General features: G+C 69.5%; 26 protein-coding genes. 4 read left to right on the forward strand and 22 right to left on the reverse strand.

Features of this window, described 5'->3' with window-relative positions; genetic code table 11:
* Positions 1-3: 3 nt before the first annotated feature.
* From ACFSCV_RS03190 to ACFSCV_RS03240, 11 genes are all read right to left on the reverse strand, one after another.
* Positions 4-213: a hypothetical protein gene (locus ACFSCV_RS03190; protein ID WP_378796942.1), complete on the reverse strand. Its 210-nt coding sequence runs from the start codon at positions 211-213 to the stop codon at positions 4-6.
* A 5-nt stretch (positions 214-218) separates the two neighbouring features.
* The gene (nuoF, locus tag ACFSCV_RS03195; protein ID WP_378796944.1) at positions 219-1,520 is read right to left on the reverse strand and encodes an NADH-quinone oxidoreductase subunit NuoF; all 1,302 of its coding nucleotides are present in this window, start codon (positions 1,518-1,520) and stop codon (positions 219-221) included.
* A gap of 4 nt (positions 1,521-1,524) precedes the next feature.
* A complete protein-coding gene (gene nuoE / locus ACFSCV_RS03200) occupies positions 1,525-2,451 on the reverse strand; it encodes an NADH-quinone oxidoreductase subunit NuoE (protein WP_378796946.1) in 927 nt (308 codons plus the stop codon).
* A 126-nt stretch (positions 2,452-2,577) separates the two neighbouring features.
* Positions 2,578-3,762: an NADH-quinone oxidoreductase subunit D gene (locus ACFSCV_RS03205; protein WP_271201711.1), complete on the reverse strand. Its 1,185-nt coding sequence runs from the start codon at positions 3,760-3,762 to the stop codon at positions 2,578-2,580.
* On the reverse strand, positions 3,755-4,192 hold the full coding sequence (locus tag ACFSCV_RS03210) for a GFA family protein (RefSeq protein ID WP_378796948.1): 438 nt from the start codon (positions 4,190-4,192) through the stop codon (positions 3,755-3,757). The genes ACFSCV_RS03205 and ACFSCV_RS03210 overlap by 8 nt, the downstream gene beginning before the upstream one ends.
* 9 nt (positions 4,193-4,201) lie before the next feature.
* Entirely contained in the window at positions 4,202-4,819 is a 618-nt protein-coding gene (locus ACFSCV_RS03215) for an NADH-quinone oxidoreductase subunit C (RefSeq protein WP_378796950.1), read from the reverse strand.
* Positions 4,820-4,829: 10 nt separating this feature from the next.
* Entirely contained in the window at positions 4,830-5,411 is a 582-nt protein-coding gene (locus ACFSCV_RS03220) for a NuoB/complex I 20 kDa subunit family protein (protein ID WP_271201714.1), read from the reverse strand.
* Positions 5,402-5,767 carry an NADH-quinone oxidoreductase subunit A gene (locus tag ACFSCV_RS03225; protein ID WP_271201715.1) on the reverse strand — a complete coding sequence of 122 codons (366 nt, stop codon included), beginning with the start codon at positions 5,765-5,767 and terminating at the stop codon, positions 5,402-5,404. The genes ACFSCV_RS03220 and ACFSCV_RS03225 overlap by 10 nt, the downstream gene beginning before the upstream one ends.
* 318 nt (positions 5,768-6,085) lie before the next feature.
* The gene (locus tag ACFSCV_RS03230) at positions 6,086-7,018 is read right to left on the reverse strand and encodes a cell wall hydrolase (protein WP_378796953.1); all 933 of its coding nucleotides are present in this window, start codon (positions 7,016-7,018) and stop codon (positions 6,086-6,088) included.
* A 229-nt stretch (positions 7,019-7,247) separates the two neighbouring features.
* Positions 7,248-7,760 carry a transcriptional regulator LdtR gene (gene ldtR, locus ACFSCV_RS03235; protein WP_271201720.1) on the reverse strand — a complete coding sequence of 171 codons (513 nt, stop codon included), beginning with the start codon at positions 7,758-7,760 and terminating at the stop codon, positions 7,248-7,250.
* Positions 7,761-8,082: 322 nt separating this feature from the next.
* The gene (locus ACFSCV_RS03240; protein ID WP_378796955.1) at positions 8,083-8,514 is read right to left on the reverse strand and encodes a DUF6163 family protein; all 432 of its coding nucleotides are present in this window, start codon (positions 8,512-8,514) and stop codon (positions 8,083-8,085) included.
* Between the two features lie 303 nt (positions 8,515-8,817).
* On the opposite strand from ACFSCV_RS03240, the gene hemB reads away from it, so the two are divergent.
* The 3 genes from hemB to ACFSCV_RS03255 all read left to right on the forward strand — a co-directional run bounded on the left by hemB (position 8,818) and on the right by ACFSCV_RS03255 (position 13,149).
* Positions 8,818-9,867, forward strand: a complete 1,050-nt coding sequence (hemB, locus tag ACFSCV_RS03245) for a porphobilinogen synthase (protein WP_378796957.1) — start codon at positions 8,818-8,820, stop codon at positions 9,865-9,867.
* Between the two features lie 120 nt (positions 9,868-9,987).
* Positions 9,988-11,244 (forward strand): amidase, encoded by a 1,257-nt coding sequence (locus ACFSCV_RS03250; RefSeq protein ID WP_378796962.1) that lies wholly within the window; start codon positions 9,988-9,990, stop codon positions 11,242-11,244.
* 75 nt (positions 11,245-11,319) lie between these two features.
* Entirely contained in the window at positions 11,320-13,149 is a 1,830-nt protein-coding gene (locus ACFSCV_RS03255; RefSeq protein ID WP_378796964.1) for a monovalent cation:proton antiporter-2 (CPA2) family protein, read from the forward strand.
* 51 nt (positions 13,150-13,200) lie between these two features.
* On the opposite strand, the gene ACFSCV_RS03260 is transcribed toward ACFSCV_RS03255, so the two are convergent.
* The 11 genes from ACFSCV_RS03260 to ACFSCV_RS03310 form a co-directional block, all read right to left on the reverse strand.
* The gene (locus ACFSCV_RS03260) at positions 13,201-15,330 is read right to left on the reverse strand and encodes a xanthine dehydrogenase family protein molybdopterin-binding subunit (RefSeq protein WP_378796966.1); all 2,130 of its coding nucleotides are present in this window, start codon (positions 15,328-15,330) and stop codon (positions 13,201-13,203) included.
* Between the two features lie 10 nt (positions 15,331-15,340).
* Positions 15,341-16,318: an FAD binding domain-containing protein gene (locus tag ACFSCV_RS03265; protein WP_378796968.1), complete on the reverse strand. Its 978-nt coding sequence runs from the start codon at positions 16,316-16,318 to the stop codon at positions 15,341-15,343.
* Positions 16,315-16,962 (reverse strand): 2Fe-2S iron-sulfur cluster-binding protein, encoded by a 648-nt coding sequence (locus ACFSCV_RS03270; protein ID WP_378796970.1) that lies wholly within the window; start codon positions 16,960-16,962, stop codon positions 16,315-16,317. Before ACFSCV_RS03270 ends, ACFSCV_RS03265 begins: the two co-directional genes overlap by 4 nt.
* Before the next feature lie 127 nt (positions 16,963-17,089).
* Complete coding sequence (locus ACFSCV_RS03275; protein WP_378796972.1) at positions 17,090-17,974, reverse strand: helix-turn-helix domain-containing protein; 885 nt, start codon at positions 17,972-17,974, stop codon at positions 17,090-17,092.
* Between the two features lie 123 nt (positions 17,975-18,097).
* Positions 18,098-18,517, reverse strand: coding sequence for a hypothetical protein (locus tag ACFSCV_RS03280; RefSeq protein WP_378796974.1), 420 nt, complete (start codon positions 18,515-18,517; stop codon positions 18,098-18,100).
* Positions 18,518-18,547: 30 nt separating this feature from the next.
* Entirely contained in the window at positions 18,548-18,847 is a 300-nt protein-coding gene (locus ACFSCV_RS03285) for a hypothetical protein (protein ID WP_378796976.1), read from the reverse strand.
* 186 nt (positions 18,848-19,033) lie between these two features.
* The gene (locus ACFSCV_RS03290) at positions 19,034-19,453 is read right to left on the reverse strand and encodes a hypothetical protein (RefSeq protein ID WP_378796978.1); all 420 of its coding nucleotides are present in this window, start codon (positions 19,451-19,453) and stop codon (positions 19,034-19,036) included.
* Between the two features lie 36 nt (positions 19,454-19,489).
* Positions 19,490-19,939, reverse strand: a complete 450-nt coding sequence (gene cynS, locus ACFSCV_RS03295; protein ID WP_378796980.1) for a cyanase — start codon at positions 19,937-19,939, stop codon at positions 19,490-19,492.
* 79 nt (positions 19,940-20,018) lie between these two features.
* Positions 20,019-20,930, reverse strand: a complete 912-nt coding sequence (locus ACFSCV_RS03300; protein ID WP_378796982.1) for an ABC transporter ATP-binding protein — start codon at positions 20,928-20,930, stop codon at positions 20,019-20,021.
* A gap of 5 nt (positions 20,931-20,935) precedes the next feature.
* Positions 20,936-21,781, reverse strand: coding sequence for a nitrate ABC transporter permease (ntrB, locus tag ACFSCV_RS03305; RefSeq protein WP_378796984.1), 846 nt, complete (start codon positions 21,779-21,781; stop codon positions 20,936-20,938).
* 3 nt (positions 21,782-21,784) lie between these two features.
* Positions 21,785-23,143 (reverse strand): CmpA/NrtA family ABC transporter substrate-binding protein, encoded by a 1,359-nt coding sequence (locus tag ACFSCV_RS03310; protein WP_378796986.1) that lies wholly within the window; start codon positions 23,141-23,143, stop codon positions 21,785-21,787.
* A gap of 161 nt (positions 23,144-23,304) precedes the next feature.
* On the opposite strand from ACFSCV_RS03310, the gene ACFSCV_RS03315 reads away from it, so the two are divergent.
* Positions 23,305-25,170 (forward strand): sigma 54-interacting transcriptional regulator, encoded by a 1,866-nt coding sequence (locus tag ACFSCV_RS03315; RefSeq protein WP_378797464.1) that lies wholly within the window; start codon positions 23,305-23,307, stop codon positions 25,168-25,170.
* The last annotated feature ends 6 nt before the right edge of the window (positions 25,171-25,176 follow it).

The raw sequence follows: 25,176 nt of genomic DNA on the forward strand, positions 1-25,176 counted from the left end.
ACCTCAGTGCGGCATGTCGAAAAGATCGAGCCGGCGCTCGATCCGGTCGACCCGCTGATCCAGCCGGTCCAGACGACGGTTCACGCCAGCGATCCCTTCTTCGACCGCTGTCACGCGAACCTTGAGATCGCCCACGTCGTCGGTCACGCGGTCAAGCTTCTGGTCAATCCGGCGCAGGTAGGTCAGCACGATGTTGTCGGGTTCGTCGGCCATCGTCCTCACTCCGCCGCCATCGCGTAATCCCGCGTGGCGGGGTTGGCGGCGTAGTCGTCGATGCGCTTTTCGATTTCGTGGCGGTAGTGCCGGATCAGGCCTTGCACCGGCCATGCCGCGGCGTCGCCGAGGGCGCAGATCGTGTGGCCTTCGACCTGCGTGGACACTTCCAGCAGCATGTCGATCTCACGCTTCTCCGCGCGGCCGACCGCCATGCGCTCCAGCACGCGCCACATCCAGCCAGTGCCCTCGCGGCACGGCGTGCACTGGCCGCAGCTCTCGTGCTTGTAGAAGTGCGAGATGCGGGCGATGGCGCGGACGATGTCGGTGGACTTGTCCATGACGATCACGGCCGCGGTGCCGAGGCCCGAGCGCAGGTTGCGCAGGGTGTCGAAGTCCATCGACAGGTCCTGGCACTGGTGCTCGGGCAGCACCGGCACCGACGAGCCGCCGGGAATGACCGCGTAGAGGTTGTCCCAGCCGCCGCGGACGCCGCCGCAGTGCTTCTCGACCAGCTCGCGGAAGGAGATGCCCATCTCCTCCTCGACGTTGCACGGCCGCTCGACGTGGCCGGAGATCGAGAACAGCTTGGTGCCGGTGTTGTTGGGCTTGCCGATGCCGGCGAACCAGGCCCCGCCGCGGCGCAGGATCGTGCCCGCGACCGCGATCGACTCGACGTTGTTCACCGTCGTCGGGCAGCCGTAGAGGCCCATGTTCGCCGGGAACGGAGGCTTCAGCCGCGGCATGCCCTTCTTGCCTTCGAGGCTTTCGAGAAGGGCCGTCTCCTCGCCGCAGATGTAGGCGCCCGCGCCGTGGTGGACGTAGATGTCGAAGGGATAGCCGTGCTTGTTGTTCGGTCCGACGAGATTTGCCGCATAGGCCTCGTCCACCGCGCGCTGCAGCGCCTCGCGCTCGCGGACGTACTCGCCGCGGATGTAGATGTAGCAGGCGTGGGCGTGCATTGCGAAGGACGCGATCAGGCAGCCCTCGATCAGGAGATGCGGGTCGTTCCGCATGATCTCCCGGTCCTTGCAGGTGCCCGGCTCGGACTCGTCGGCGTTCACGACGAGGTAGTGCGGGCGGCCTTCCTGCGGCTTCGGCATGAAGGACCACTTGAGGCCCGTCGGGAAGCCCGCCCCGCCCCGGCCGCGCAGGCCGGACGTCTTCATCTCCGCGACGATCCAGTCCCGGCCCTTTTCGAGCAGGAACTTGGTCTCGTCCCAGGCGCCGCGCTTGAGCGCGCTCTCGAGGTCGGCGCCGCGGCGGCCGTTGAGATTGGTGAAGATGCGGTCGCGATCGGTCAGCATAGCGTCACGCTCCCTTCTCGGACGGCTTTGCGGAGGACGGCGTCCCGTCACCGGAAGGCTGCGCCTCGCGCTTGATCTGGCCCTCGGCGGCGCCGCTGTTCCAGGCGGGCTGGCCCTCGCGACGGCTGCGGTCGCTGGTGCGCGCCTGAACCGGCGCCGCGTCCTTCGCCTTTCCGTCGGCGGCGCCGTCGGCGTCGCCCTTGCCCTTCGCGGCCTGAGCCTCCGGGCGCGCGCCCTCGGCGGGGCGTCCCGCGCTGTCCGGCTCGGTCGCGTCGCCCTTCGGCTCGTCGCTGAAGCGGCTCTTCCACGAGCCGACGACGGAACCGTCGTAAAGGCTTTCGTCAGTCAGCGAGGTGTCGCCGCCGAAAGGCGCGGAGCACGACCGGCCGGTCTGCGACCCGGTCTTCACGGGACGGCCTGCCCGCAGGTCCTCGAGCAGCGCTTCGAAGCTCTCCGGGGTCAGGTCCTCGTAATAGTCGAAGTTGATCTGGACCATCGGCGCGTTAGAGCAGGCACCGAGGCACTCGACCTCGAGCCAGGACAGCTTGCCATCGTCGGTGACGTGGTTCTGGTCGCCGATGAGCTTCCGGCAGACGTCCTTCAGCCGTTCCGCCCCGCGCAGCGCGCAAGGGGTGGTGCCGCAGAGCTGGACGAAGTGCTCGCCGACCGGCTTCAGGTTGAACATCGTGTAGAAGGTCGCGACCTCCATCACGCGGATCACCGGCATGCCGAGCATCTCGGCGACGCGCCGGATCGCGGGCTCGGGCAGCCAGCCGCCGTGCTGCTCCTGCGCGCGCCACAGCAGCGGGATCACCGCCGAGGCCTGGCGCCCTTCCGGATACTTGGCGATCTGCCCTTCCGCCCAGTGCAGGTTGTCCTGCGTGAAGGCGAAATCGGCGGGCTGGACCTCGGCGAGACGACGGACGGACATCTTAGACAGTTCCCTCGACGTCATGCCCGGACGCAGTCCGGGTATCCACGACTTGAAGGCGTCGCGGCTTGAGGAAGTCGTGGATGCCCGCGAAGGCGGGCATGACGGTTGAGCGAAGGACGAGCGTCACCGGTCCACCTCGCCGAACACGATGTCGAGCGAGCCGAGGATCGCGGAGACGTCGGCCAGCATGTTGCCGCGGCACATGTGGTCCATGGCGGAGAGATGCGCGAAGCCGGGCGCGCGGATCTTGCAGCGGTACGGCTTATTGTCGCCGTTCGAGACCAGATAGACGCCGAACTCGCCCTTGGGCGCCTCGACGGCGGCGTAGACCTCGCCCTCCGGCACCCGGTAGCCCTCGGTGTAGAGCTTGAAGTGATGGATGAGCGCCTCCATCGAGCGCTTCATCTGGCCGCGCTTCGGCGGCGCCACCTTGCCGTCGAGGGTCGCGATCGGGCCCTTCTCGGTCTTCAGGCGCGCGCAGCACTGCTGCATGATGCGCGTCGCCTGCCGCATCTCTTCCATGCGGATGAGATAGCGGTCGTAGCAGTCGCCGTTCTTGCCGATCGGAATGTCGAAATCGAGGTCGGCGTAGCACTCATAGGGCTGCGACTTGCGCAGGTCCCAGGCCGCGCCCGAGCCGCGCACCATGACGCCGGAGAAGCCCCACTCCCAGGCCTCGTGCAACGGCACCACGCCGATGTCGACGTTGCGCTGCTTGAAGATGCGGTTCTCGGTCAGCAGCGCGTCGATGTCGTCGAGCGCCTTGTAGAAGCCGACGCACCAGCGGTCGATGTCCTCGACGAGCTGATCCGGCAGGTCCTGATGCACCCCGCCCGGCCGGAAATAGGCCGCGTGCATGCGCGAGCCCGAGGCGCGCTCATAGAACACCATCAGCTTCTCGCGCTCCTCGAAGCCCCACAGCGGCGGGGTGAGCGCGCCCACGTCCATGGCCTGCGTGGTGACGTTGAGGAGATGGCTGAGGATGCGGCCGATCTCGGAATAGAGCACCCGGATGAGCTGCGCGCGCATCGGGATCTCGACGCCGAGCAGCCGCTCAGTGGCGAGGCAGAAGGCGTGCTCCTGGTTCATCGGCGCGACGTAGTCGAGCCGGTCGAAATAGGGCATCGCCTGCAGGTAGGTCTTGGTCTCGATCAGCTTCTCGGTGCCGCGGTGGAGCAGCCCGATATGCGGGTCGACGCGCTCCACCACCTCGCCGTCGAGCTCGAGCACGAGACGCAGAACGCCATGCGCCGCAGGGTGCTGCGGGCCGAAGTTGATCGTGAAGTTCCGGATCTCGGCTTCAGCCACCGGCCTGCTCCTGCGCCGCGGCCCAGCGAGCGAAGAACTCAGGGCCGGTCAGTTTGCGAGTGTCGTTCGAGAAGGCGTAGAGCGACGGCTTCGCGTCTATGAATATCTCTTCCGCGAACACAAACCCGTCCGTGTCGTCGAAGGCCTGCAGCGCCACGGCGGTCGCGCTGCGGTCCTGCATCCGCCACATCAGGCTTGAGCCGCAGGTCTTGCAGAACACGCGCTCGCCGTACTCCGACGAGGCGTAGGCCGCGACGGCCGCGTCGTCCTCGAAGGCGACGTCGCAGGACGGCACGCCGAGAAACACGCCGCCGCTCCATTTGCGGCAGTTGCCGCAGTGGCACGCGTCGATCTCCAGCGCCAGCGGCCGCGCCGTGAAGCGCGCCGCGCCGCACAGACAGCCTCCCGACCTTCCGCCTGGCTCAGCCATCGCCCGACCTCAGTTCGCCTTGGCCTTCTCGTCGCCGGGCAGCACGTATTCCGTGCCTTCCCAGGGCGACAGGAAGTCGAAGTTGCGGAACTCCTGGTTGAGCCGGACAGGCTCGTAAACCACGCGCTTGGCCTCGTCGTCCCAGCGCACCTCGACGAAGCCGGTGGTGGGGAAGTCCTTGCGGAGGGGGTGGCCGTCGAACCCGTAATCGGTGAGCAGGCGGCGCAGGTCCGGATGGTCCGAGAACAGCACGCCATAGAGGTCGTAGGCCTCGCGCTCGAACCACAGCGCGCCGGGGAAAACGCCTGTGATCGACGGCACCGGCGTCACGTCGTCGGCCTCGACCTTCACCCGGACGCGCAGGTTCTTCACCGGCGACACCAGATGATAGACCACGTCGAAACGCTTCTCGCGCGCAGGCCAATCCACGCCCGCGACGTCGACGAAGCACACGAACCGGCATTCGGGGTCGTCGCGCAGGAAGGTCACGACCTCGACGATGTCGCGCGCCTCGACCTTGAGCGTCAGCTCGCCATACGCCACCGAGGCGGAGGTCAGCGCGGAGCCGAGACCGGCCGCGACATGGGCCGCGAGCGTTTCCAGAACGTCGTGGGGAGAGGTGCTCATCGCGTCCTCCTCACCGCTCGATCGTGCCGATGCGGCGAATCTTCTTCTGCAGCAGCAGCACGCCGTAGAGCAGCGCCTCGGCCGTCGGCGGGCAGCCCGGCACGTAGACGTCCACCGGCACCACCCGGTCGCAGCCGCGCACCACGGCGTAGGAATAGTGATAGTAGCCGCCGCCGTTGGCGCAGGAGCCCATGGAGATGACGTAGCGCGGCTCCGGCATCTGGTCGTAGACCTTGCGCAGCGCCGGAGCCATCTTGTTGGTCAGCGTGCCGGCGACGATCATGACGTCGGACTGCCGCGGGCTCGCGCGCGGCGCGAAGCCGAAGCGCTCCACGTCGTAGCGCGGCATCGAGACCTGCATCATCTCTACGGCGCAGCACGCCAAGCCAAAGGTCATCCACATCAGCGAGCCGGTGCGGGCCCAGTTGATGAGGTCCTCCGTCGAGGTGACGAGGAAGCCCTTGTCGGACAGCTCCGCGTTCAGCTCGCCGAAGAAGCGGTCGTCATGTCCGAGCGGCCTGCCGGAGGCGTCGACCAGTCCCTTCGGGGCGGGCGCGACCAGCGTGTCGGACGGGTTCTGGCTCAATCCCATTCCAGCGCCCCTTTGCGCCACTCGTAGATGAAGCCGATCGTCAGCACGCCGAGGAACGCCATCATCGACCAGAACCCGAAGACGCCGACCTCCTTGAACGCGACGGCCCAGGGGAACAGGAAGGCCACCTCGAGGTCGAAGATGATGAAGAGGATCGCGACCAGATAGAACCGGACGTCGAACTTCATCCGCGCGTCGTCGAAAGCGTTGAAGCCGCACTCGTAGGCGGACAGCTTCTCAGGGTCTGGGTTCTGGTATGCCAGAAAAAATGGCGACGCAAGCAGCGCGACGCCGATCAGCAGCGAAACGCCGAGGAAGATCACGAGCGGCAGATAATCCGCGAGCAGATCCGTCATCGCGACGTCGACCTCCACGTCTGAAGCGGGGTCCGCGCGCAGCGATCTTAACGCCGCCAACCGCGCAGGTCCGTTGCTGCGCTGCAGCGGATCGCCGCAGCCGTCGGGCGAGGCTTAGCCCCCTGCCACTTTAGGCGCAAGACCGCCTCGCTTAAGAAGCAAAACAATTCAAAGGCGATGGGAAAAATCCTCGCCCGTCCGCCCGCTGGAGCGCGCGAAGCCCCTCATGCTCCATGACAAAAGAGGGGGCCGCGGATCGGCGATCCGCGACCCCGTCTTTTGTGGGAAATGGCTACGGCGACGCGCGGGACGCCGCGGTCAGCGACCGCCTTCGGCGATCAGATCCTCGATCGAGCGGGGCGCGGAGCGGATCGCCGGACGCGGCGGAACCGCGGAGGCCATGACCGGCTCGACGGCCTCGATCCGACGCGGCTCACGCGGCCTGTCGTACTCGTTCGAGGCGACCCGGCGGGGCTCGCCGTAGGTCTCGCGCATGCCGGCCTGCGACAACGGCTCGGCGTAGCCGTCGTAGCGCACGATCTCGTCGCGGGGGTGGCCGCGCTCCGGCCGCGGTTCCTCGCGGCGACGCGGCGCTTCGTAGGGCGGCAGCGGGCGCGCGTCGGCGACTTGGATACGGCGCTCCGCGACCGGCGCCGGGCGCGCCTGTCGGCGCTCGATTCGGACCGGTTCGCGGACCACGGCGACCGGCGTCTCCGGCTCGATCGAGGCCATGCGGACGCGTTCCGCCGACGCGATCGATTCCTGGCTCGCGATCATGATGCCGGGGCCGGGACGGCGCTTCTCGTAGAAAGCGTTGCCCCCGGCGATCGCGACATAGTGCATGTTCCGGTACGGAAACTTGTAGCCGGCGGTGTGGAAGAACATCGACTTCGAGCCGACGCGCGGGTTGCGGGCGCCGCGCAGCACCGCGTCCGCCATCCGGAAGGCGCGCGGCTTGCCGCTGTCGGTCATCGGTCGGGTCAGCACGCCGGGCGCGAACTGGCGGGGCTGGCCCACCACGCCGCAAACCGTGCGCGGATATTTGCCGGACTCGACGCGGTTCATCACCACGGTGCCGACCGCGAGCATGCCGTCGTCGCTCGAGCGGTTCGACTCGAAATACATCGCCCGCGCCATGCATTCGCGGGCCGTCAGGCGGACGTTCGTCGGCTTGCCGACATGTCCGCAGCCCGCGAGGGCCAGGGGCAGAAGGACGGCGGCGGCAAGCCTCGCCCGGGTCAGGAACGCCATACGCATACGCCAGTCCACGCCAAACGCCACACGCCGGCCGATCCGCGTCCGCTGCAGCCCCAAGCGCTGTGGGCTTCGCGCAACGCCGGCCGTCTTTATTCAGAAAGGCCCCAAGGACGTCATCAAACGCTTAACGGATTCGAGATTCTTCCGAATCGACGGATCGGAGAGCGCGCTCTCCGATCCACGGACTCCGCGTCAGGCGCTCGCGGCCGACCGCACGACGCGATCAGAGGCGGAAGCGGATCTGATCGGTCCAGAAGCGCTCGAGACGGACCAGCGCCACGTTCAGGGTGCGGAAGTCCTCGGCGTTCACGCCGCCCACCTGCTCGATGGTGCGGATGTGCTTGGCGTAGAGCTCTTCCACGATGTTGTGGATCTCGCGGCCCTGCTCGGTGAGGCTGATGCGCACCGAGCGGCGGTCCATGCGGGAGCGCTGGTGGTGCAGGAAGCCCATCTCGACGAGCTTCTTCAGATTGTACGAGACATTCGAGCCGAGATAGTAGCCGCGGGTGCGCAGCTCGCCGGCGGTCAGTTCGCTGTCGCCGATGTTGTACAGCAGCAGCGCCTGGACGCTGTTGATGTCGGAGCGGCCCCGGCGGTCGAACTCGTCCTTGATGACGTCCAGCAGGCGGCGATGCAGCCGCTCCACCAGCGTCAGCGCCTCAAGGTAAAGCGGGCGAACCTCCACCTGACGGGGGTCGGCGGCCGGCTTCTCGGTGGTGCGCGCGAGGTTCTTCATATCTGACGCCTTCCCGTATGCCATTTGATCTTGGGGCGTCGTCCTGTTCCGCGCCCCTTTGACCTCAATCTAGGCGTCGGAAGTGAAAATGCGTTTAAATGACTTGCTGAAATTTGTCTTTATTTCTCAGACTGAACAAAGCGTTGCCGCGCTTCGTCAATGAGCCGTTACCAGGACAAACGTAAATAGATTTTGATTTGTCCTTCCGATGTCTGAAGAATTGCAGACAGCCCTGAATTCGCGGGGGAGCCATGGTGAAAAAATGCTGACCATGGACTTGGGACGACCGGCCGAAGACTCGGCGCGAAGGACGCGCAGGCGCTCAGCGCTCTTCGCGTTTCGCGGCGAGGGAGAGCGCGAGATAGGTCACGATCGCCGCCGCCTCGAAGGCGGTGACCGCCCAGTGGCCGGAGATCGAGCCGCCGGCGAAGGCCGCGAACAGGATCTGCGCCGTCGCGGTCAGCAACCAGATCACGGCTCCCCAGGCGGCGCCGAGCCAGAGCCCGACGGCCGCCACCAGATCGGCGACGGCGAAGAACACCGTCCCCACGCGCCGGGCGGTGGAGACGTCCGCGAACGGCTCGCCGCCCACGCCGATCAGCGCCGTCCAGTGCGCGAGCCCCTTCGCGAACTGGACGACCGCGAGCACGCGGATGAACGCGAACAGCCGCCACTCCCAGGGCCGCGCGGCGGAGGAGCCGCGCAGCCGGGTCTCCTTCAGCGAGATCGGCGCAAGGTCGTCGCTGTCGTTCACGGGGTCCGGGCGTCCGGACTGCGGCAGGCGCGGGCGGCGGGGGACACGGGCGCGCTCCTCGGTCGGTGTCTCGGAGAGCGCGGCGGCGCGGACGAAGCCAGGCCGGCGCCGCGCGAGTCGGCGGAGCGCCAATGTCCGCGAACTGGCCCCTGCGCGCAAATCGGCGCCGCTATGACGATTTGACCGAACGGAAAACGCTCCGGGCTCTCTCTGGAAGGCCTCCAGAGTGCTATAACGCCGTCAACGAGCGGGGACGGCAGTCCGGCTGCAAGCCCCCGCCGCCGACCGGACGGAGACGTCAGCATGCACGAAACGATCGGAAGCCTCCGCGCGCGGGGCATGGACATCCGCCTCGAGGACGGCGCCCTCGACCTCACCCGCCGCCCGCGCCGCAGCCGCGGCGCCGACTGGTCGCGCCGGCTGGTGCGCGAGAACGCGATCAGCGTGAACGACCTTATTTGGCCGATCTTCCTGATCGACGGCGACGATCGCCGCGAGCCGGTGTCCGCCATGCCGGGGGTCGAGCGCCTCACCGTCGACCAGGCGGTGCGCGAGGCGGAGACCGCGGCGGAGCTCGGCATCCCCGCGATCGCGCTGTTCCCCTACACCGACCCGGACCTTCGCGACCCTGCGGGCTCCGAGGCGATCAATCCGGACAACCTCACCTGCCGGGCGCTGCGCGCGCTGAAGCGCGAGGTCCCGCAGATCGGCCTGATCACCGACGCCGCGCTCGACCCCTACACCAGCCACGGTCATGACGGGCTGATGAAGGGCGACCGCATCCTGAACGACGCCACCGTCGCGGTGCTGGTGCGGCAGGCGATGGCGCAGGCGGACGCCGGCGCCGACGTGATCGCGCCTTCCGACATGATGGACGGCCGCGTCGGAGCGATCCGCGCCGCGCTCGACGACGCCGGGCGCACCGACGTCCAGATCATGTCCTACGCCGCGAAGTACGCCTCCGCCTTCTACGGCCCGTTCCGCGACGCGATCGGCACCCGCAAGGCGCTGACGGGCGACAAGAAGACCTACCAGATGGACCCGGCCAACGGCGACGAGGCGCTGCGCGAGGCCGAGCTCGATGTCGCCGAGGGCGCCGACATGCTGATGGTGAAGCCGGGCCTGCCCTATCTGGACGTGGTGTGGCGCCTCAAGGAGCGCTTCCGGCTGCCGACCTTCGCCTATCAGGTCTCCGGCGAGTACGCGATGATCCAGGCCGCCGCGAAGAACGGCTGGATCGACGGCGAAGCTGCGATGCTCGAAAGCCTTCTGGCCTTCAAGCGCGCCGGCGCGGACGGCGTGCTGACCTACTTCGCGCCGACGGTCGCGCGGCTGCTCCGGGACGCCCGCTGAGGCCGCCGTCCCCGTCGCGGCGTTCACGGACGCGTCATGACGATTGACCGCGTCCCGCAGACGGTCGGCGCCCGCTAAACTCCCGGCGTCAGGAATCATTCACGCCGGGGACCGCCGCTCATGACCGACACGCCGTTGCGCGACACGCTCGCCAGGATCGCGCGCGGGGACATCACGGCCACGGAGGCGTTCGACGCCTGCGCCGCCGCGATCGAGGCGCGCGAGCCCGAGATCAGGGCCTTCGCGCATCTCGACCTCGACCATGCGCGCGACGCCCTCCCCGGCCGCGCCGGCCTGCCGCTCGCGGGCCTTCCCGTCGCGCTCAAGGACATCTTCGACAGCGCCGACATGCCGACGACCTACGGCTCGCCGATCTACGCCGGCTGGCGGCCGAAGACGGACGCCGCGGTCGCGGCCAGACTGAGGGCGCTCGGCGCGAGCCTCGTCGGCAAGACCGTCACGACCGAATTCGCGATGGCTCATCCGGGCCCGACGCGCAATCCGCGCGATCCGGCCCGCACCCCCGGCGGCTCGTCCTCCGGATCGGCCGCGGCGGTGGCGGCCGGCATGACGCCGGCCGGAATCGGCACGCAGACGGCCGGCTCCGTCATCCGCCCCGCCTCGTTTTGCGGGATCGTGGGCTTCAAGCCGAGCTTCGGCCTGCTGCCGACCGCCGGCATGAAGCCGCTGGCGCCGAGCTTCGACACCGTCGGCCTGTTCGGCCGCGCGGTCGACGACTGCGCCCTGCTCTGCGACCTGCTGCTTGGCGGCGACGGCGCCCCGCTCCAGCCCGTGGCGAACCGCTTGCGCGTCGGCCTCGTGCGCGGCGCGAACTGGGGCGAGGCCTCGCCGGAAGCCCAGGCCGCGGTGCTCGGCGCCGCGGAGACGCTGGCGAAGGCCGGCCACGCGGTCGAGGAGATCACGCCGCCGGCCTCCTTCGATGAACTCGACGCCGCGCACTGGACCATCATGGCGCGCGAGGCGGCGCTCGCGACCGCTTTCGAACAGTCGACCGCGCCGGAGCGCATCAGCGCCTCGTTCTCCCGCCTGATCGCGGAGGGGCTCGCCGTCTCCGCCGCGGTCCACGCGGCGGCGCTCGCGCAAATGAACGGAGCGCGCGCCGAGATGGACGCGCTCGGAGGGACCTTCGACCTGCTGTTGACCTTCAGCGCGCCGGGACCGGCGCCGATCGGTCTCGACTTCACGGGATCGCCGGTCTTCAACAAGCTCTGGAGCGCGCTCGGAACGCCCTGCGTGACCATCCCCGTGCGCACGGAGGCCCCGGCGCCGATCGGCGTGCAGCTCGTCGGCCGCCGCTACGACGACGCAAGCTTCCTGGCGCGGGCGCTCGCCGTGGAGCAGACGCTCGCCGCCTGACCGGCGGGGCGAAGTGGCGCGCCGGGCCCGCATGGGGTACGGCCAGACGGTGAGCGGGACGGCGGGAGACGCGGAATGGCGGCGGAAGGCGGATCGAACGAACTGGTTCAGGTGGTGGCGCTGCTCGGCGCCGGCGTGGTGGCGGTGCCGATCTTCCGAAGGCTCGGCCTCGGCTCGGTGCTCGGCTATTTCGCGGCCGGCATCGTCATCGGTCCGTTCGCGATCGGCCTGTTCCCGGATCCGGCCTCGGTGCTCCACGTCGCCGAGTTCGGCGTCATCATGCTGCTGTTCATCATCGGGCTCGAGATGCAGCCCTCGCGCCTCTGGGGGCTGAGACGCGAGATCTTCGGCCTCGGCCTGGCGCAGGTGGCGGTCTGCGGCGCGCTGCTGACCTTCGCTGGCATTCTGGCCGGACTGTCGGCGCCCGTGGCCTTCGTCGCCGGCATGGGCTTCGTGCTCTCCTCCACCGCCGTCGTGATGCAGATGCTGGACGAACGCGGCGACACCTCGACGCCGGCGGGCCAGAAGGCGGTCTCGATCCTGCTGCTGGAGGACCTCGCGATCGTGCCGCTGCTCGCGATCGTCGCCTTCCTCGCGCCGCAGGAGACGCACGCGGGGGGCTCGCGCCTCACCGGCGTCGCGATCGCCCTGGCCGCGATCATCGGGCTGGTCGTGGCCGGCCGCTATCTGCTCAACCCCATGTTCAAGATCCTCGCCCGGTCCAAAGCGCGCGAGGTGATGACGGCCGCCGCCCTGCTGGTGGTGCTGGGCTCGGCTCTGTTGATGGACATCGGCGGACTGTCGATGGCCATGGGCGCCTTCCTCGCCGGCGTGATGCTGTCGGAGTCGACCTTCCGCCACCAGCTCGAAGCCGACATCGAGCCGTTCCGCGGCATCCTGCTCGGCCTGTTCTTCCTCGCCGTCGGCATGTCGCTCGACCTGCCCGCGATCGCCGCCAACTGGGGGATGGTCGCCGCCGCGGTCGTGGGCTTCGTGGCGGTCAAGGCCGCCGGCATCTTCGTGGTCGCGCGCCTGTTCGGCTCCAACTGGCGCGAGGCGGTGGACCGCACCGCCCTGTTCGCACAGGGCGGCGAGTTCGCCTTCGTGCTCTACGCCGCAGCCACGGCGTCCGGCGTGATGGACGCGCGCGAGAACGCGGTGTTCACCGCCGCGGTGATCATCTCCATGGCGCTGACCCCGTTCACCGCGATCGCGCTGAAGCGGCTGATGCCGCCGCGCCCGGAGACCTCGCTCGACAATGTCGAGCGGGCGGACGGCCTCACCGGCTCGGTGCTGATCGTCGGTTTCGGACGGTTCGGACAGATGGTCAGCCAGCCGCTGCTGGCGCGCGGCTTCGACGTCTCGATCATCGAGCTCGATGTCGAGATGATCGAGGCCGCGGCCGAATTCGGCTTCAAGGTCTACTACGGCGACGGAACCCGGCTCGACGTGCTGCGCACCTCCGGGGCCGGCGAGGCCCGCGCCATCGTCGTCTGCGCCGACGGTCGGCAGACCGCGAGCAAGATCGCCGATCTCGCCCGTCACGAATTCTCGCAGGCGCAGCTCTACGTCCGCGCCTACGACCGCGGCCACGCCATCGACCTGATCCGGAGCGGCGTCGACTACCAGCTTCGCGAGACCTTCGAATCCGCCATGGCCTTCGGCGAGGCGGTTCTGATCGGGCTCGACGTGCCCGAGGAGGAGGCCGCGGAGATCGTCGCCGACGTCCGCAAGCGCGACGAGGAGCGCCTGACGCTCCAGGTCGCCGGCGACATCTACTCCGGGATCGACCTCGTGAACGGCAACGCGCCGATCCCGAGCCCGCTGACGCGGCCGAAGCGCCGCGGCGTGATCTATGACGAGGCGCTGATCGGCCCCGCTCAGCCGCGCGTCTCCGGCGGCTGAGCGCGCCGGCCAGCATGCGTCAGAAGTCGGGCGATCCCTGGAGAACCCGGCTCAGACGCCCGCGATGACCTGATCGAGAGTGATCGGGAACCGGCGCGCCCTCACCCCGGTCGCATTGAACACCGCGTTCGCAAGCGCCGCGCCCGCCCCGCAGATGCCGAGCTCGCCCACGCCCTTCGCGCCCAGCGCGTTCGCGCGTTCATCGTGTTCGTCGATGAAAAAGGCGTCGACATTGGCCGCGTCGGCATGGGCCGCGACGTGGTACTCCGCGAGGTCGCCGTTGACGATGTGGCCGGTGCGCGGGTCGTTCACCGCCTCCTCGAACAGCGCCGAGGACACGCCCCAGATCATGCCGCCGACCATCTGCGAGCGCGCGGTCTTGGCGTTGAGGATTCGGCCCGCCGCGAACGCGCCGAGCATGCGCCGCATCCGGATCTCACCAGTGTCTTCGTCCACCTCGACCTCGGCGAAATGCGCGCCGAAGCAGTATTGCGAGAAGTCCTTGTAGGCCTGGGTGTCGCGCATGCCCTTGACCGAGCCTGTCGCCTCGAACACCCGCGCCTCGTCGGTGCGCGCCATCTCGGCCTTCACCTTCAGGCAGGCGTCGTGGACCGCGGAGGCCGAACTCGCCGCGCCCCAGGAGCCGCCGGAGCCGGGACTGACGGGAAAGCGGCTGTCGCCGAGCTCCACGGTGACCGCCGACAGCGGGACGCCGAGCGTCTCGGCCGCGACCTGCGTCAGGATCGTGTAGGTGCCGGTGCCGATGTCGGTCATGTCGGTGCGCACGACGACGCTGCGGTCCTCGGCGACGCGGACATGAGCCGCGCACGGCCCGATGTAGTTCGGCCGGATCGCGGCGGAGACGCCGTAGCCGATCAGCTTCGCTCCCTCGCGCCGCTCACGCGGGGCCTTCGGCCGGTCCGCCCAGCCGAAGCGCGCCGCGCCCTCCCGCAGACACTCCACGAGATGGCGGGACGAGAACGGCTTCTTCTTCTCCGGATCGATCTGGGTGTCGTTCAGGATGCGGAACGCGACCGGGTCCATGCCGAGCTTGTAGCAAAGCTCGTCGATCGCGCTCTCGAGCGCCAGCAAGCCCGGGGCCTCGCCCGGCGCGCGCACCGGCTCGCCGCCCTGCATGTCGAGATTGACGAGGCGGTGCCGCGTCAGGATCGCCGGCGCGCCATAGAGCGCGCGGGTCGAGGACGCGGTCTGCTCGGCGAACTCCTCGACGGGCGAACTCTGCATCCAGACCTCGTGCGAGACGCCCGTCAGCCGGCCATCCCGCGTCGCCGAGAGCCGCACCCGCTGGATCGCCTCCGGCCGGTGCCCCACAGTGTAGAAGGTCTGGCGGCGCGTCTGGACCGCCTTCACCGGCCGCGAGAGCGCCTTCGCGGCGAAAGCGGCGAGCGCGGTCTCGGCGCGCATGCCAAGCTTTCCACCAAATCCGCCGCCGATGTAGGAGCTGACGACGCGCAGCTTCTCCCTGTCAATCCCGAGCGTCGCCGCGAGGCTGGCGCGCGTGTTGGCGATCGTCTGGCTCGCGGTGAAGACGGTCAGTTCGTCGCCGTCCCACTCCGCCACCGCCGCATGGGGCTCGATCGCCATGTGGTGCTGCTGGGCGACATGATAGGTCTCGTCCACTTTCACGGGAGCGGCCGCGAAAGCGGCCTCGAAGTCCCCGACCTCGGTGTCGGTCGGCATGCCGACATTGATGGTCTCGGGCGCGTAGGCCTCGCGAAGATGCTCCTCGAGCCCGATCGCATGCGGCTCCGCATCGTAGGTGACCTTCACGAGATCGGCGGCGGCGCGGGCCTGCTCGAAGGTGTCGGCCACCACGAAGGCGACAGGCTCGCCCCAGTGCCGCACGCGGTCGTCGCCTAGGAAGGGCCGCGCGCGCTGGAAGCGGTTTCCGGCGATGCGCGCCGGGCCGAACTCAGGCTGCTTCGGCGCGTTCCGGTGGGTCATCACCAGCCGGACGCCGGGCGCGGCCTCCGCCGCCGCGGCGTCGATCGCCGTGACGCGGCCCTTGGCGACGGTCGCGCCGACGATGACGCCGTGAAGCGGCGGCGCGGACGGTTTGCGCTCGGCGGCGTAGCGCGCGGCGCCGGTGACCTTCAGGCGGCCGTCGACGCGGTCCAGCGGCTCGCCGATCGGGCCTTTGGCCGGGCTCAAGGTGGTCATGTCGCGGCCCTCACGAGACGCCGGCGGCGTCGGCGAGCGTGCGCCGGATCGCGCGCCGGGCGAGATCGATCTTGAAATCGTTGTGGCCGTAGCCGCGGGCGCCGGAAAGCGCCGCCTCCGCGATCCGGTCGAACAGACGCGTCTCGGCGCCGCCGTCGAACAGGCGCTCGGCCTCCTCCACCCGCCACGGCTTGTGCGCGACGCCGCCAAGCGCGAGCCTTCCGCCGCGGACGCGGCCGTCGGCGGCGTCGACCACCGCCGCGACCGAGACCAGCGCGAAGGCGTAGGACGCGCGGTCGCGGACCTTGCGGTAGACCTGACGGCCCGGCGGCGGCGGCGGCAGCAGCACCGCGGTGATCAGCTCGCCATGGCCGAGCGTGGTCTCCGGCCCCTCTCCGGGCGCCCGGTAGAGTTCGCCGAGCGGAATCTCGCGGCGTTCGCCCTCGCCCGTCACGGTCTCGACGCGGGCGTCGAGCGCGGCCATCGCGACAGCCATGTCCGAGGGGTTGGTGGCGATGCAGGCCTCGGTCGCGCCGAGCACGGCGTGGATCCGGTTGAAGCCGCCAAGCGCGGCGCAGCCGGAGCCGGGCGCGCGCTTGTTGCAGGGCTGGGAGACGTCGGTGAAGTAGAAGCAGCGGGTGCGCTGGAGCAGGTTGCCGCCGGTCGAGGCCATGTTGCGGAGCTGACCGGAGGCCCCGGCGAGCAGCGCGCGCGACAGCAGCGGATAGAGCTCGCGCACCCGTTCGTCGCCCGCGAGGACGCTGTTCTTCACTTGGGCGCCGATCTTCAGCCCGCCCTCGGGCGTCGGCTCGATCGCGTCGAGCTTCAGACGCGAGACGTCCACGAGATGGCCCGGCCGCTCGACGCCGAGCTTCATCAGGTCGACGAGGTTGGTGCCGCCGGCGATGAAGCGCGCGTCCGGGCGAGCGGCGACGGCGCGCGCCGCGGCCGCCGGATCGCTCGCGCGCTCATAGGTGAAGGGGGTCACAGCGCGCCTCCCTCGCTCACGTCGCGGATGGCGGCGACGATGTTGGGATAGGCGGCGCAGCGGCAGAGATTGCCGCTCATGCGTTCGCGGATCTCGCCGTCGTCGAGGTCGCCGCGCGCGAGCAGATCGCCCGAGACGTTGCTCGGCCACCCGGCCTTCGCCTCCGCCAGCATGCCGACGCCCGAGCAGATCTGGCCCGGCGTGCAGAAGCCGCACTGGAAGGCGTCGCGCTCCAGAAACGCGGCCTGCATCGGGTGCAGGTCGTCGCCGGCCGCAAGGCCCTCGACGGTGACGACCTCGTCGCCCTCGTGCATCACCGCGAGGGTGAGGCAGGAGACGACGCGGCGGCCGCCGACCAGCACCGTGCAGGCGCCGCACTGGCCGTGGTCGCAGCCCTTCTTCGCGCCGGTGAGGTCGAGATGATCGCGCAGCGCGTCGAGCAGCGTGGTCCGGGGATCGAGGCTGAGGCTGCGCGCCTCGCCGTTGACGGTGAGCCGCACGTCAGCGCCCCCAGCGACAGGAGATGGAGCAGGCGCGGCGTGCGCCGCCGGGAGGCTGGAAAGCCCGGCCGCGAGGCATGCGGCCGCCGTGGTCGATCCCTCCAGGACGTCGCGTCGCGACGGGCGGAAGCGGGGTGTCGTCATGTCGTGCCTGCGGCCTCCTTCGGAGCGCCTGCGGCCGGTGTCCCCCGAAATCCCGGGCGCAGTCGGAAACGGTCGTCATTTCAAGCGGTCCCTGCTGCTTTCGTCTTTCAGCTTTCCGGCGCCAGTTTCACGATCCGGGCGCTGCGGCGCGGCGCCAGGCCTGCGGGGTCGCCCCGTTGCGCCGGCGGAAGACGGTCGTGAAGTGGCTCTGGCTGGAGAAGCCGAGGGCGAAGGCGATCTCGGCGATCGAAAGCTCCGACGCCGCCAGCATCCGCTCCGCGGCGCGCACGCGACGCTCCAGCACGTAGGCGTAAGGCGCGAGCCCGGTCGCGGCCCGGAACCGGCGCGCGAACCGATCGACCGGCATGCGCGCCAGCGCGGCGAGATCGGCGAGCGATACGTCCTCGGCGAGATGGGCGTCGACATGGTCGGCGATGCGGGCGAGCTCCCGGCGCGACAGCCCGCCCGGGGCCTCGCGCGGGGCCGGCCTCGCGCCCTCGCGCGAAGCAAGCCGCATCGCCATCAGCGCGACGGCGTGCTCGGCGTAGGCCGCCGACGGCGCAAGGCCCGCGGCCGCGTCGTCCCGCAGGCCCCTGAGCAGGGCGGCGACCACGGGGTCCTCGCCATTGACGAAGGGGGCCGGCGCGCGGAACGGCCTTCCGGCGAGCCGGTCCATCGTCTCCGGCGCGATCCAGATCGCGGCGTAGGACATGTCCGCCCGACGATAGGCGCCGTAGCGGGAGGCGCCGGCGGGAATGAAGCTCAGCGCGCCCGGCGCGTCGCGGCCGTCATAGGCGCGGCCGCCGTCGACGCGAACCTCCGTCGTCGCGGTGCCGCCAGCCTCCGTAAGCACGATCAGATGATGCGGCGACGTCCATTCGATCTCGGCGTCGTCGCAGGTCCAGCGCCGGCTGTCGAAGGTGACCTCGCCGCCGCCCCAGGTGATCGACGCCGGCGGGGAGACCGCGCCGCCGCGCTCGCGGATGCGGCCCTGGCCGACAAGTGGTCTCATGTTCCGCCCCGCCATCGCGCGCGTGGTCGGGCGCGACGCCGCATGCGCCCCGCCGTCTTACGCCGAAGGTAGCGCGGCCAACGGAAAATAGAACCGTTCGAGATCGTGGCGCTCGCGAGGCAGTCAGCGGCCGCAGAACACCGTCAGGTGGAACGGGCCGTTCGTCAGCGTCCCGTTGACGTCCAGTATCCGGAGGAACACGGCGCTCGGGTCGCCGGCTCGCGGCGACACCACCGCGAACAGCGACGGGGGAGTGTCGAAGGCTTCGACTACGCCGATCGTCGCCGTGAGGGCGCAGTTGGTGATGTCACGACCAAAAGAGACCTCGTAGGCGCCCTTGGCGAGGTTGACCGCGCTTTGCGCCCCCTCGCCACGGACCAGCGAGCCGTCCATCCGCACAGCGGCCGACATCAGCGCCATGCCCAGGTCGGAGGCGGATGGCGTGGGCGAAGCTTTGGCGCGCGCCGGCGGATCGTTCCGGTCCGACGCCAGCGCCGGCGCGACGACGGCGCCAAGCAGAAGGGCTGTCGCGGCAAAGCGCATCGGCATGGACGATCTCCTTTCGAAGCGGCGTCAGCGGCCGCAGAACACGAGGACATGGAAACCAAGCGGCAGCGCCGTCCCATCGACGCTAAATGTCTCGACGAACACGCCTCTGACATTTCCGGCTCGACCGATGACGGCGGCGACGCCTCTCGGCGGCGTGCCGGCGGTCTCCCAGCCGCCAACGTCGACGGAATAAGCGCACGCTGTCACATCGCGGCCGAAGATCACCTCGTACTGATGGCTCGCGCTGACGACGGCCGAGGACTCAGCGCCCTCGGCTCGCACGAGGGTCCCGTCGGACCGGACGACGGCGGACATCAGCGCCATGCCGCGATCGCTCGTCGAGGGCGCCGGCGCGGCCCGGCCGGCGGCCGGCGGATCGTTCGGCCCCTGTGCGAGCGCCGGCGCGGCGCAGGCGACGAAGGCGCTTACCGTCAAGAGAACGAGCGAACGGATCGGATGCGGCGTCCCCGAGACGCCGCTTGTCAGATAGACCATCGCCAGCTCGCCGGATCAGTCCTGGCACTTCACCAGGATGGAGAACAACCGATCGGCGGCGGCGGCGTTCGGAGCGAACGTCAGTACGTTCAGCATCGTCGGCTGCCCGGACACTGTGGCGATGGTGAGCATGCCCGGCGTCGCGCCGAGGATGGTCGCCTGCCAGGAACAGGTCGTCACCGCGCGCGGGAACGTGATCCGGTAATTGCCGGCGGCGGTCCTCTGAACGGCTGCGACGCCGGACACCGTCCGCGCCGTGCCGTTCGAGTTGAACGAACCCCAAAACTCCGCCATTCCGGTGCCGGCGGCGGCCGGCGTCGCGACAGCCAGCGCCAGCGCCAGCCCAGCCTTGGTTCCAGAAGAGATCATGTGCGCCCCCCGCGCGTTCTTTGACCACCGGATCAAAGCCCGCGCGGAGGACAAACGCCAGTCCATAATAAGACCAGAAGGCTCAGACTAACGTCTAGCCGATCAATATCGCTTGTAGCTCAGGAACTTGCCCGACATGCCGATTTTCACCCGATCGCCTTTTTGGTCGGGCTGGCGCTCCAGCGTCATGTCGAAATCGATGGCGGACATGATTCCGTCGCCGAACTCCTCGTTGATCAGTTCTTTCCAGGTCGTGCCGTAGACCTGGATCAGCTCGTAGAAGCGGTAGATGACCGGATCGGTGGGCGGCACCTGCGGCAGCGATCCGCGATAGGGGATCTCGGTCAGGATGATCTTCGCCTCCTCCGGCAGGTCCAGCAGCTCCGCCGCCTTCTCCGCCTCGTTCGGCTCGAGCCGCATCTGCCCGAGCAGCGCGGCCGTGATCACGACCGGCGAGGTCGAGACGGACACCTTCTCGTGGATCTGCTTCCAAGTGAGGCCCTTCATGCGCTTGGCGGTGAGGACGAGTTCGGTCACTTCGGCGCGGGTCATGGCGCACGGCTCCTGTGGTGGTCATGGTGGTCAGGTCAGGTCGTCAGGGTCCGGCGGCGCGGCCCGCCGCCGGGACCGGTCAGGCGATCGCCGCGGAGCGCGGCGAGCCGTCGTCGGCGAGGGTCTCGACGCCGACGGGCTTCGCGCCGGGGCGCACGACCGGCGGCTTGCGCGGGTCGTAGGCCTTGCCCTCGATCTCCGCGGCGAAGTTCTTCGAGCGGGTCACGAGGAAATCCAGCAAGTGATTGCGCAGCGCGTAGTAGTTCGCGTGCTTGTGCATCGTCGCGGGCCGCCGGTCCTTCGGCAGCGTGTTCTCGACGATCTCGGCGATCTTCGCGCCCGGCCCGTTGGTCATCAGCACGATCTTGTCGGCGAGCAGCATGGCCTCGTCGATGTCGTGGGTGATCATGAACACGGTCTGCTCGGTCTCGGTGCAGATGCGGCGCACCTCGTCCTGCAGCGAGCCGCGGGTGAGCGCGTCGAGCGCGGAGAACGGCTCGTCCATCAGCAGCATCTTGGGCTCGATCGCGAGCGCGCGGGCGATGCCGACGCGCTGCTTCATGCCGCCCGAGAGCTCCGCCGGCTTCTTGTGCTCCGAGCCGGTGAGATGCACGACGTCGATGTACTTCTGGCAGTGCGCCCGCACCTTCTCCCGGTCCCAGTCGGGATGGCGAGAGGTCACCGCGAAGGCGATGTTGCCGATGACGGTCATCCACGGCAGCAGCGAGTGGCCCTGGAAGATCACGGCGCGGTCGAGGCTCGGCCCCGAAATCTCGCGCCCGTCGACGATCACCGCGCCGCCGGAGGGCTGGTCGAGGCCGGCGAGCACGTTGAGGATCGTGGTCTTGCCGCAGCCGGAATGCCCAATCAGGCAGACGAACTCGCCCTTCTGGATCGGCAGCCAGACATTCTCGAAGATCGTGGTCTCACCGCCGCCACGGGCGGGATAGCGGCGCGCCAGCGCCTCGATGGAGATGAGAGGCTTCGTCATCTCGCTCACTCCCGGTAGGCCACGAGCCGCGCGGCGCGGCCGAGCGCGACGTCGAGCGCCATGCCGACGAGGCCGATCAGCAGGATCGCGGTGATGATGTTGCCGATCGAGAGGTTGTTCCACTCGTTCCAGACGAAGTAGCCGATGCCGGTGCCGCCCACGAGCATCTCGGCCGCGACGATCACGAGCCAGGCGATGCCGATCGAGATCCGCATGCCGGTCATAATGGTCGGCGCCGCCGCCGGCAGGATGACGAGGAACGCTTTCCGCAGCGCCCCAACCTCCAGCGTCGCGGCCACGTTGAGCCATTCCTTCCGCACGCTCGCGACGCCGAAGGCGGTGTTGATCAGCATCGGCCACAGCGAGCAGATGAAGATGACGAAGATCGCGGAGATGCCGGAATCCTTGATCGTGTAGAGCGCGAGCGGCATCCAGGCGAGCGGCGAGATCGGCTTCAGCACCTGGATGAAGGGATCGAGCGCGCGGTAGACCAGCGGCGACATGCCGATCAGGAAGCCGAGCGGGATCGCGACCGCGGCCGCGAGCAGGTAGCCGAGCAGCACGCGGCCGAGCGAATAGGCGAGCTGGACGCCGACGCCCTGATCGTTCGCGCCGCGAACGTAGAACGGGTCCTTGAGATGGCCCCAGATCACGCCCGCGACGTCCGCCGGCGTCGGGAACGCGCTCTTCGCCCCCTGCGCCGCCGCGCCCGAGACGAGAGCGGCGTATTCCGGATCGACATCGCCCGCGGCTCCGCCGGAGGGCAGCGTGGCGAACTGCCACGCGCCGATGAACACGGCGAAGATCAGAATCGACAGCAGTCCTGCGCGGAGGGAGAGGGAGCCGCTCATCGCTCAGCCCCGCTTGATCGCGAAGGAAGCGACGTACTCGTCCGGCTTCGACGGGTCGAACGTCTTGCCCATGACCGAAAAGGTCTTGGTGGTCGACTGCGGCGGCGTAAGCCCCGCCTCCGCCATCAGCTTGGTCGCGTCGGTGGCGAGGAACACCTCCTTCGCGACCTTCTGGTAGTCGACGTCGCCCTTGATCTGGCCCCAGCGCTTCATCTGGGTGAGGATCCAGACCGCGAAACTCTCCCAGGGGAACGGATCGAAGGCGATGCGGTCGGCGTCCTTCTTCACGCCGCCGAGGCCGTCGGCGAAGGTGCCGGTCAGCACCTGCTCCACCACCGTCACCGGCTGGTTGAGGTAGTTGGTCGGCGCGATCGCGGCAGCGATCTCCTTGCGGTGCTCGGCCTTCTGCGCGTAGGCGGTCGCCTCGATGATCGCCTTCAGCAGCGCCTGGTAGGTGCCCGGCATCTCGGTGACGAACTGCTTCGAGGCCGAGAACACGCAGCAGGGGTGGCCCTCCCACATCTCCTTCGACAGCAGGTGGATGAAGCCGACGCCGTCATAGACCGCGCGCTGGTTCACGGGGTCGGGCGCGAGGAAGCCGTCGATGTTGTCGGCGCGCAGGTTGGCGACCATCTCGGGCGGCGGCACGGCGCGGATCTGCACGTCCTTGTCCGGGTCGAGGCCGGCCTCGGCGAGGTAGTAGCGCAGCAGGTAGTTGTGCATGGAGTAGTCGAAGGGCACGGCGAACTTCATGCCCGCCCACGTCTTCGGATCGCGTCTGTCCTTGTGCTTCATGGCCAGCGTGATCGCCTGGCCATTGACGTTCTCGATCGCCGGCGCGGACCACGGAATCGGGTTCGAGCCGACGCCCATGGAGATGGCGAGCGGCATCGGCGAGAGCATGTGCGCCGCGTCGTATTCCTTGTTGATCGCCTTGTCGCGGATGACCGCCCAGCCCGCGGTCTTCACCACCTCCACCTTGAGGCCCTGCTTCTCGTAGAAGCCCATCGGCGCCGCCATGATGATCGGCGTGGCGCAGGTGATCGGGATGAAGCCGACCTTGAGGTCGGTCTTCTCCGGCTTCAGACCCTGCGCGAAGACGTCGGTCGCGGTCGCCAGCGGGAACAGCGCGTTGACGGCGGCGATCGCGGTCCCGGCGCCCACCGCCGTCAGGAACGCGCGGCGGGTGGCGTCCTCGGGGAACAGCGCCCGCATCACGGCGCTCTCCACCACCCGCGACGTCTGCGCGTCGCCGGCGACCGCCGAGGCGGCCATGTGCTCGGCCTCGCTGCCGTGGCGGCCGCAGGAGCAGCCCGGCGTCAGGCGGTGACGGGCGTCGAACGGATCGTCGAAGGTGGTCATCGGCGCAGGCTCCAAGAAAGATCGACGCCTCTCTTGCACGCCGCATGCCAAACGGCTGCGCGCCGGCGGCTTTCGCATTCTCTTGAAGCCGCGGCTTGCAACGCGGATCACGACATGTCGTAAATGACGATATCTCGTCACTCCGCTTACGATATGTCGTGATCTACGCCGCTTCCTCCCGAAAGCCGCTTGAAGCGCTCGCCTTCGACGAGGCCGCCGACGCGGCCCTGATCGTCGATCCCTTCGCCGACCGGATCGTCGACGCCAACGCCGCAGCCGGCCGGCTGCTGGGGCGCCCGCGGGCGGGGCTCGTCGGCGCCTCTTTCGCAGGCCTGCACCCGGGCCAGCGGCCGGCGCTCGTGGTGTTCACCGACGCGGTGCTGACGCTCGGCCGGCACTGGACGCGCTCGCTCAGCCCCGACGCCGGCGGACGGGCGCTGCGGCTCGAATATGTCGGGGTCCGCCTCGGCGAGGGCCCGGAGCTGCTGCTGACGCTCGCCGATCTCGACGAGCGACGCCGCCGCGACGCCAACGCCGAGGCCGACCTCTACATCCGCGACGGCATCGCCGAGTGGCGTCGGGTGGAGCGCTTCTTCCAGGAGGTCGAGCGCGAGAACCAGCTCATCCTCAAGGCCGCCGGCGAAGGCGTCTACGGCGTCAACGCGGAGGGAACGACGACCTTCCTAAACCCCGCCGCCGAGCGGATGCTGGGCTGGCGCGCCGAGGAGCTGGTCGGCCGCAACATGCACGCGACCGTGCACCACAAGCACCCCGACGGCGCGCACTATCCGCATCACGACTGCCCGATCTACGCCGCCTTCAAGGACGGCGCGGTGCATCAGGTCTCCGACGAGGTGTTCTGGAAGAAGGACGGGACGCCGCTCTGGGTCGAGTACACCTCGACCCCGATCCGCGACCGCGGCAGCCTCGTCGGGGCGGTGGTGGTGTTCCGCGACATCGGCGAGCGGCGCCGCGCCGAGGAGAAGCTCCGCGCCGCGCTCGCCGAAGTCGAATCCCTGCGCGAGCGGCTGGAGCTCGAGAACGCCTATCTGCAGGAGGAGATCCGGCGCGAGGGCCGCCACCGCGGCATCATCGGCGCGAGCGCGGCGATCGAGACCGTGCTGCGCCAGATCGATCTTGTCGCGCCCACCGACGCCACCGTGCTGATCACCGGGGAGAGCGGCACAGGCAAGGAGCTGATCGCCCGCGCGATCCACGAGGCGAGCGCCCGGTCGGAACGGCCGATGATCCGGGTGAACTGCGGGGCGATTCCGCGCGAGCTGTTCGAAAGCGAATTCTTCGGCCACGCCCGCGGCGCCTTCACCGGCGCGCTGCGCGACCGCGTCGGCCGCTTCGAGCTCGCGGATGGCGGGACGCTGTTCCTGGACGAGGTGGGAGAGATCCCGCTGGAGCAGCAGGCGAAGCTGCTGCGCGTGCTGCAGGAGGGACAGGTCGAGCGCGTCGGCGAGGAGCGCACCCGCGCCGTCGACGTGCGGGTCATCGCCGCCACCAACCGCGACCTCGACGCCGAGGTGCGTCGGGGAGCCTTCCGCCGCGACCTGTATTTCCGACTCAACGTTTTTCCGATCCACTCCGCACCCCTGCGCGAGCGGGCGGAGGACGTGCCGGCGCTCGCGCTCCACGCGCTGAAGCGCCAGCCGCAGGCGGCGGCGCTGTCTCTGAGCGAACGCGACATGCGCCGGCTCGTGGCCTACGACTGGCCGGGCAACGTCCGCGAGCTGGAGAACGTGATCGAGCGCGGCGCCATCCTCGCCCGCGACGGCCGGCTCCGCATCGACCTGCCCGAGGCCGGCGCCCGCGCGCCGCAAACGAGCGCGGCGCCCGCGGCGGGCCCCGACGGCATCCTCACCGAGGAGGCCCGACGCGCCCGCGACGCCGCCAGCATCCGCGCCGCGCTCTCCGCGGCAGGCGGCAAGGTCTCCGGTCCCGGCGGGGCCGCCGAACGGCTCGGACTGAAGCCCACGACGCTGGCCTCGCGCATGAAGGCGCTCGGGATCGGGCGGTGACATTCG

Origin of the sequence: Methylopila henanensis (assembly GCF_042681025.1) — a bacterium.
Classification (GTDB): domain Bacteria; phylum Pseudomonadota; class Alphaproteobacteria; order Rhizobiales; family Methylopilaceae; genus Methylopila; species Methylopila henanensis.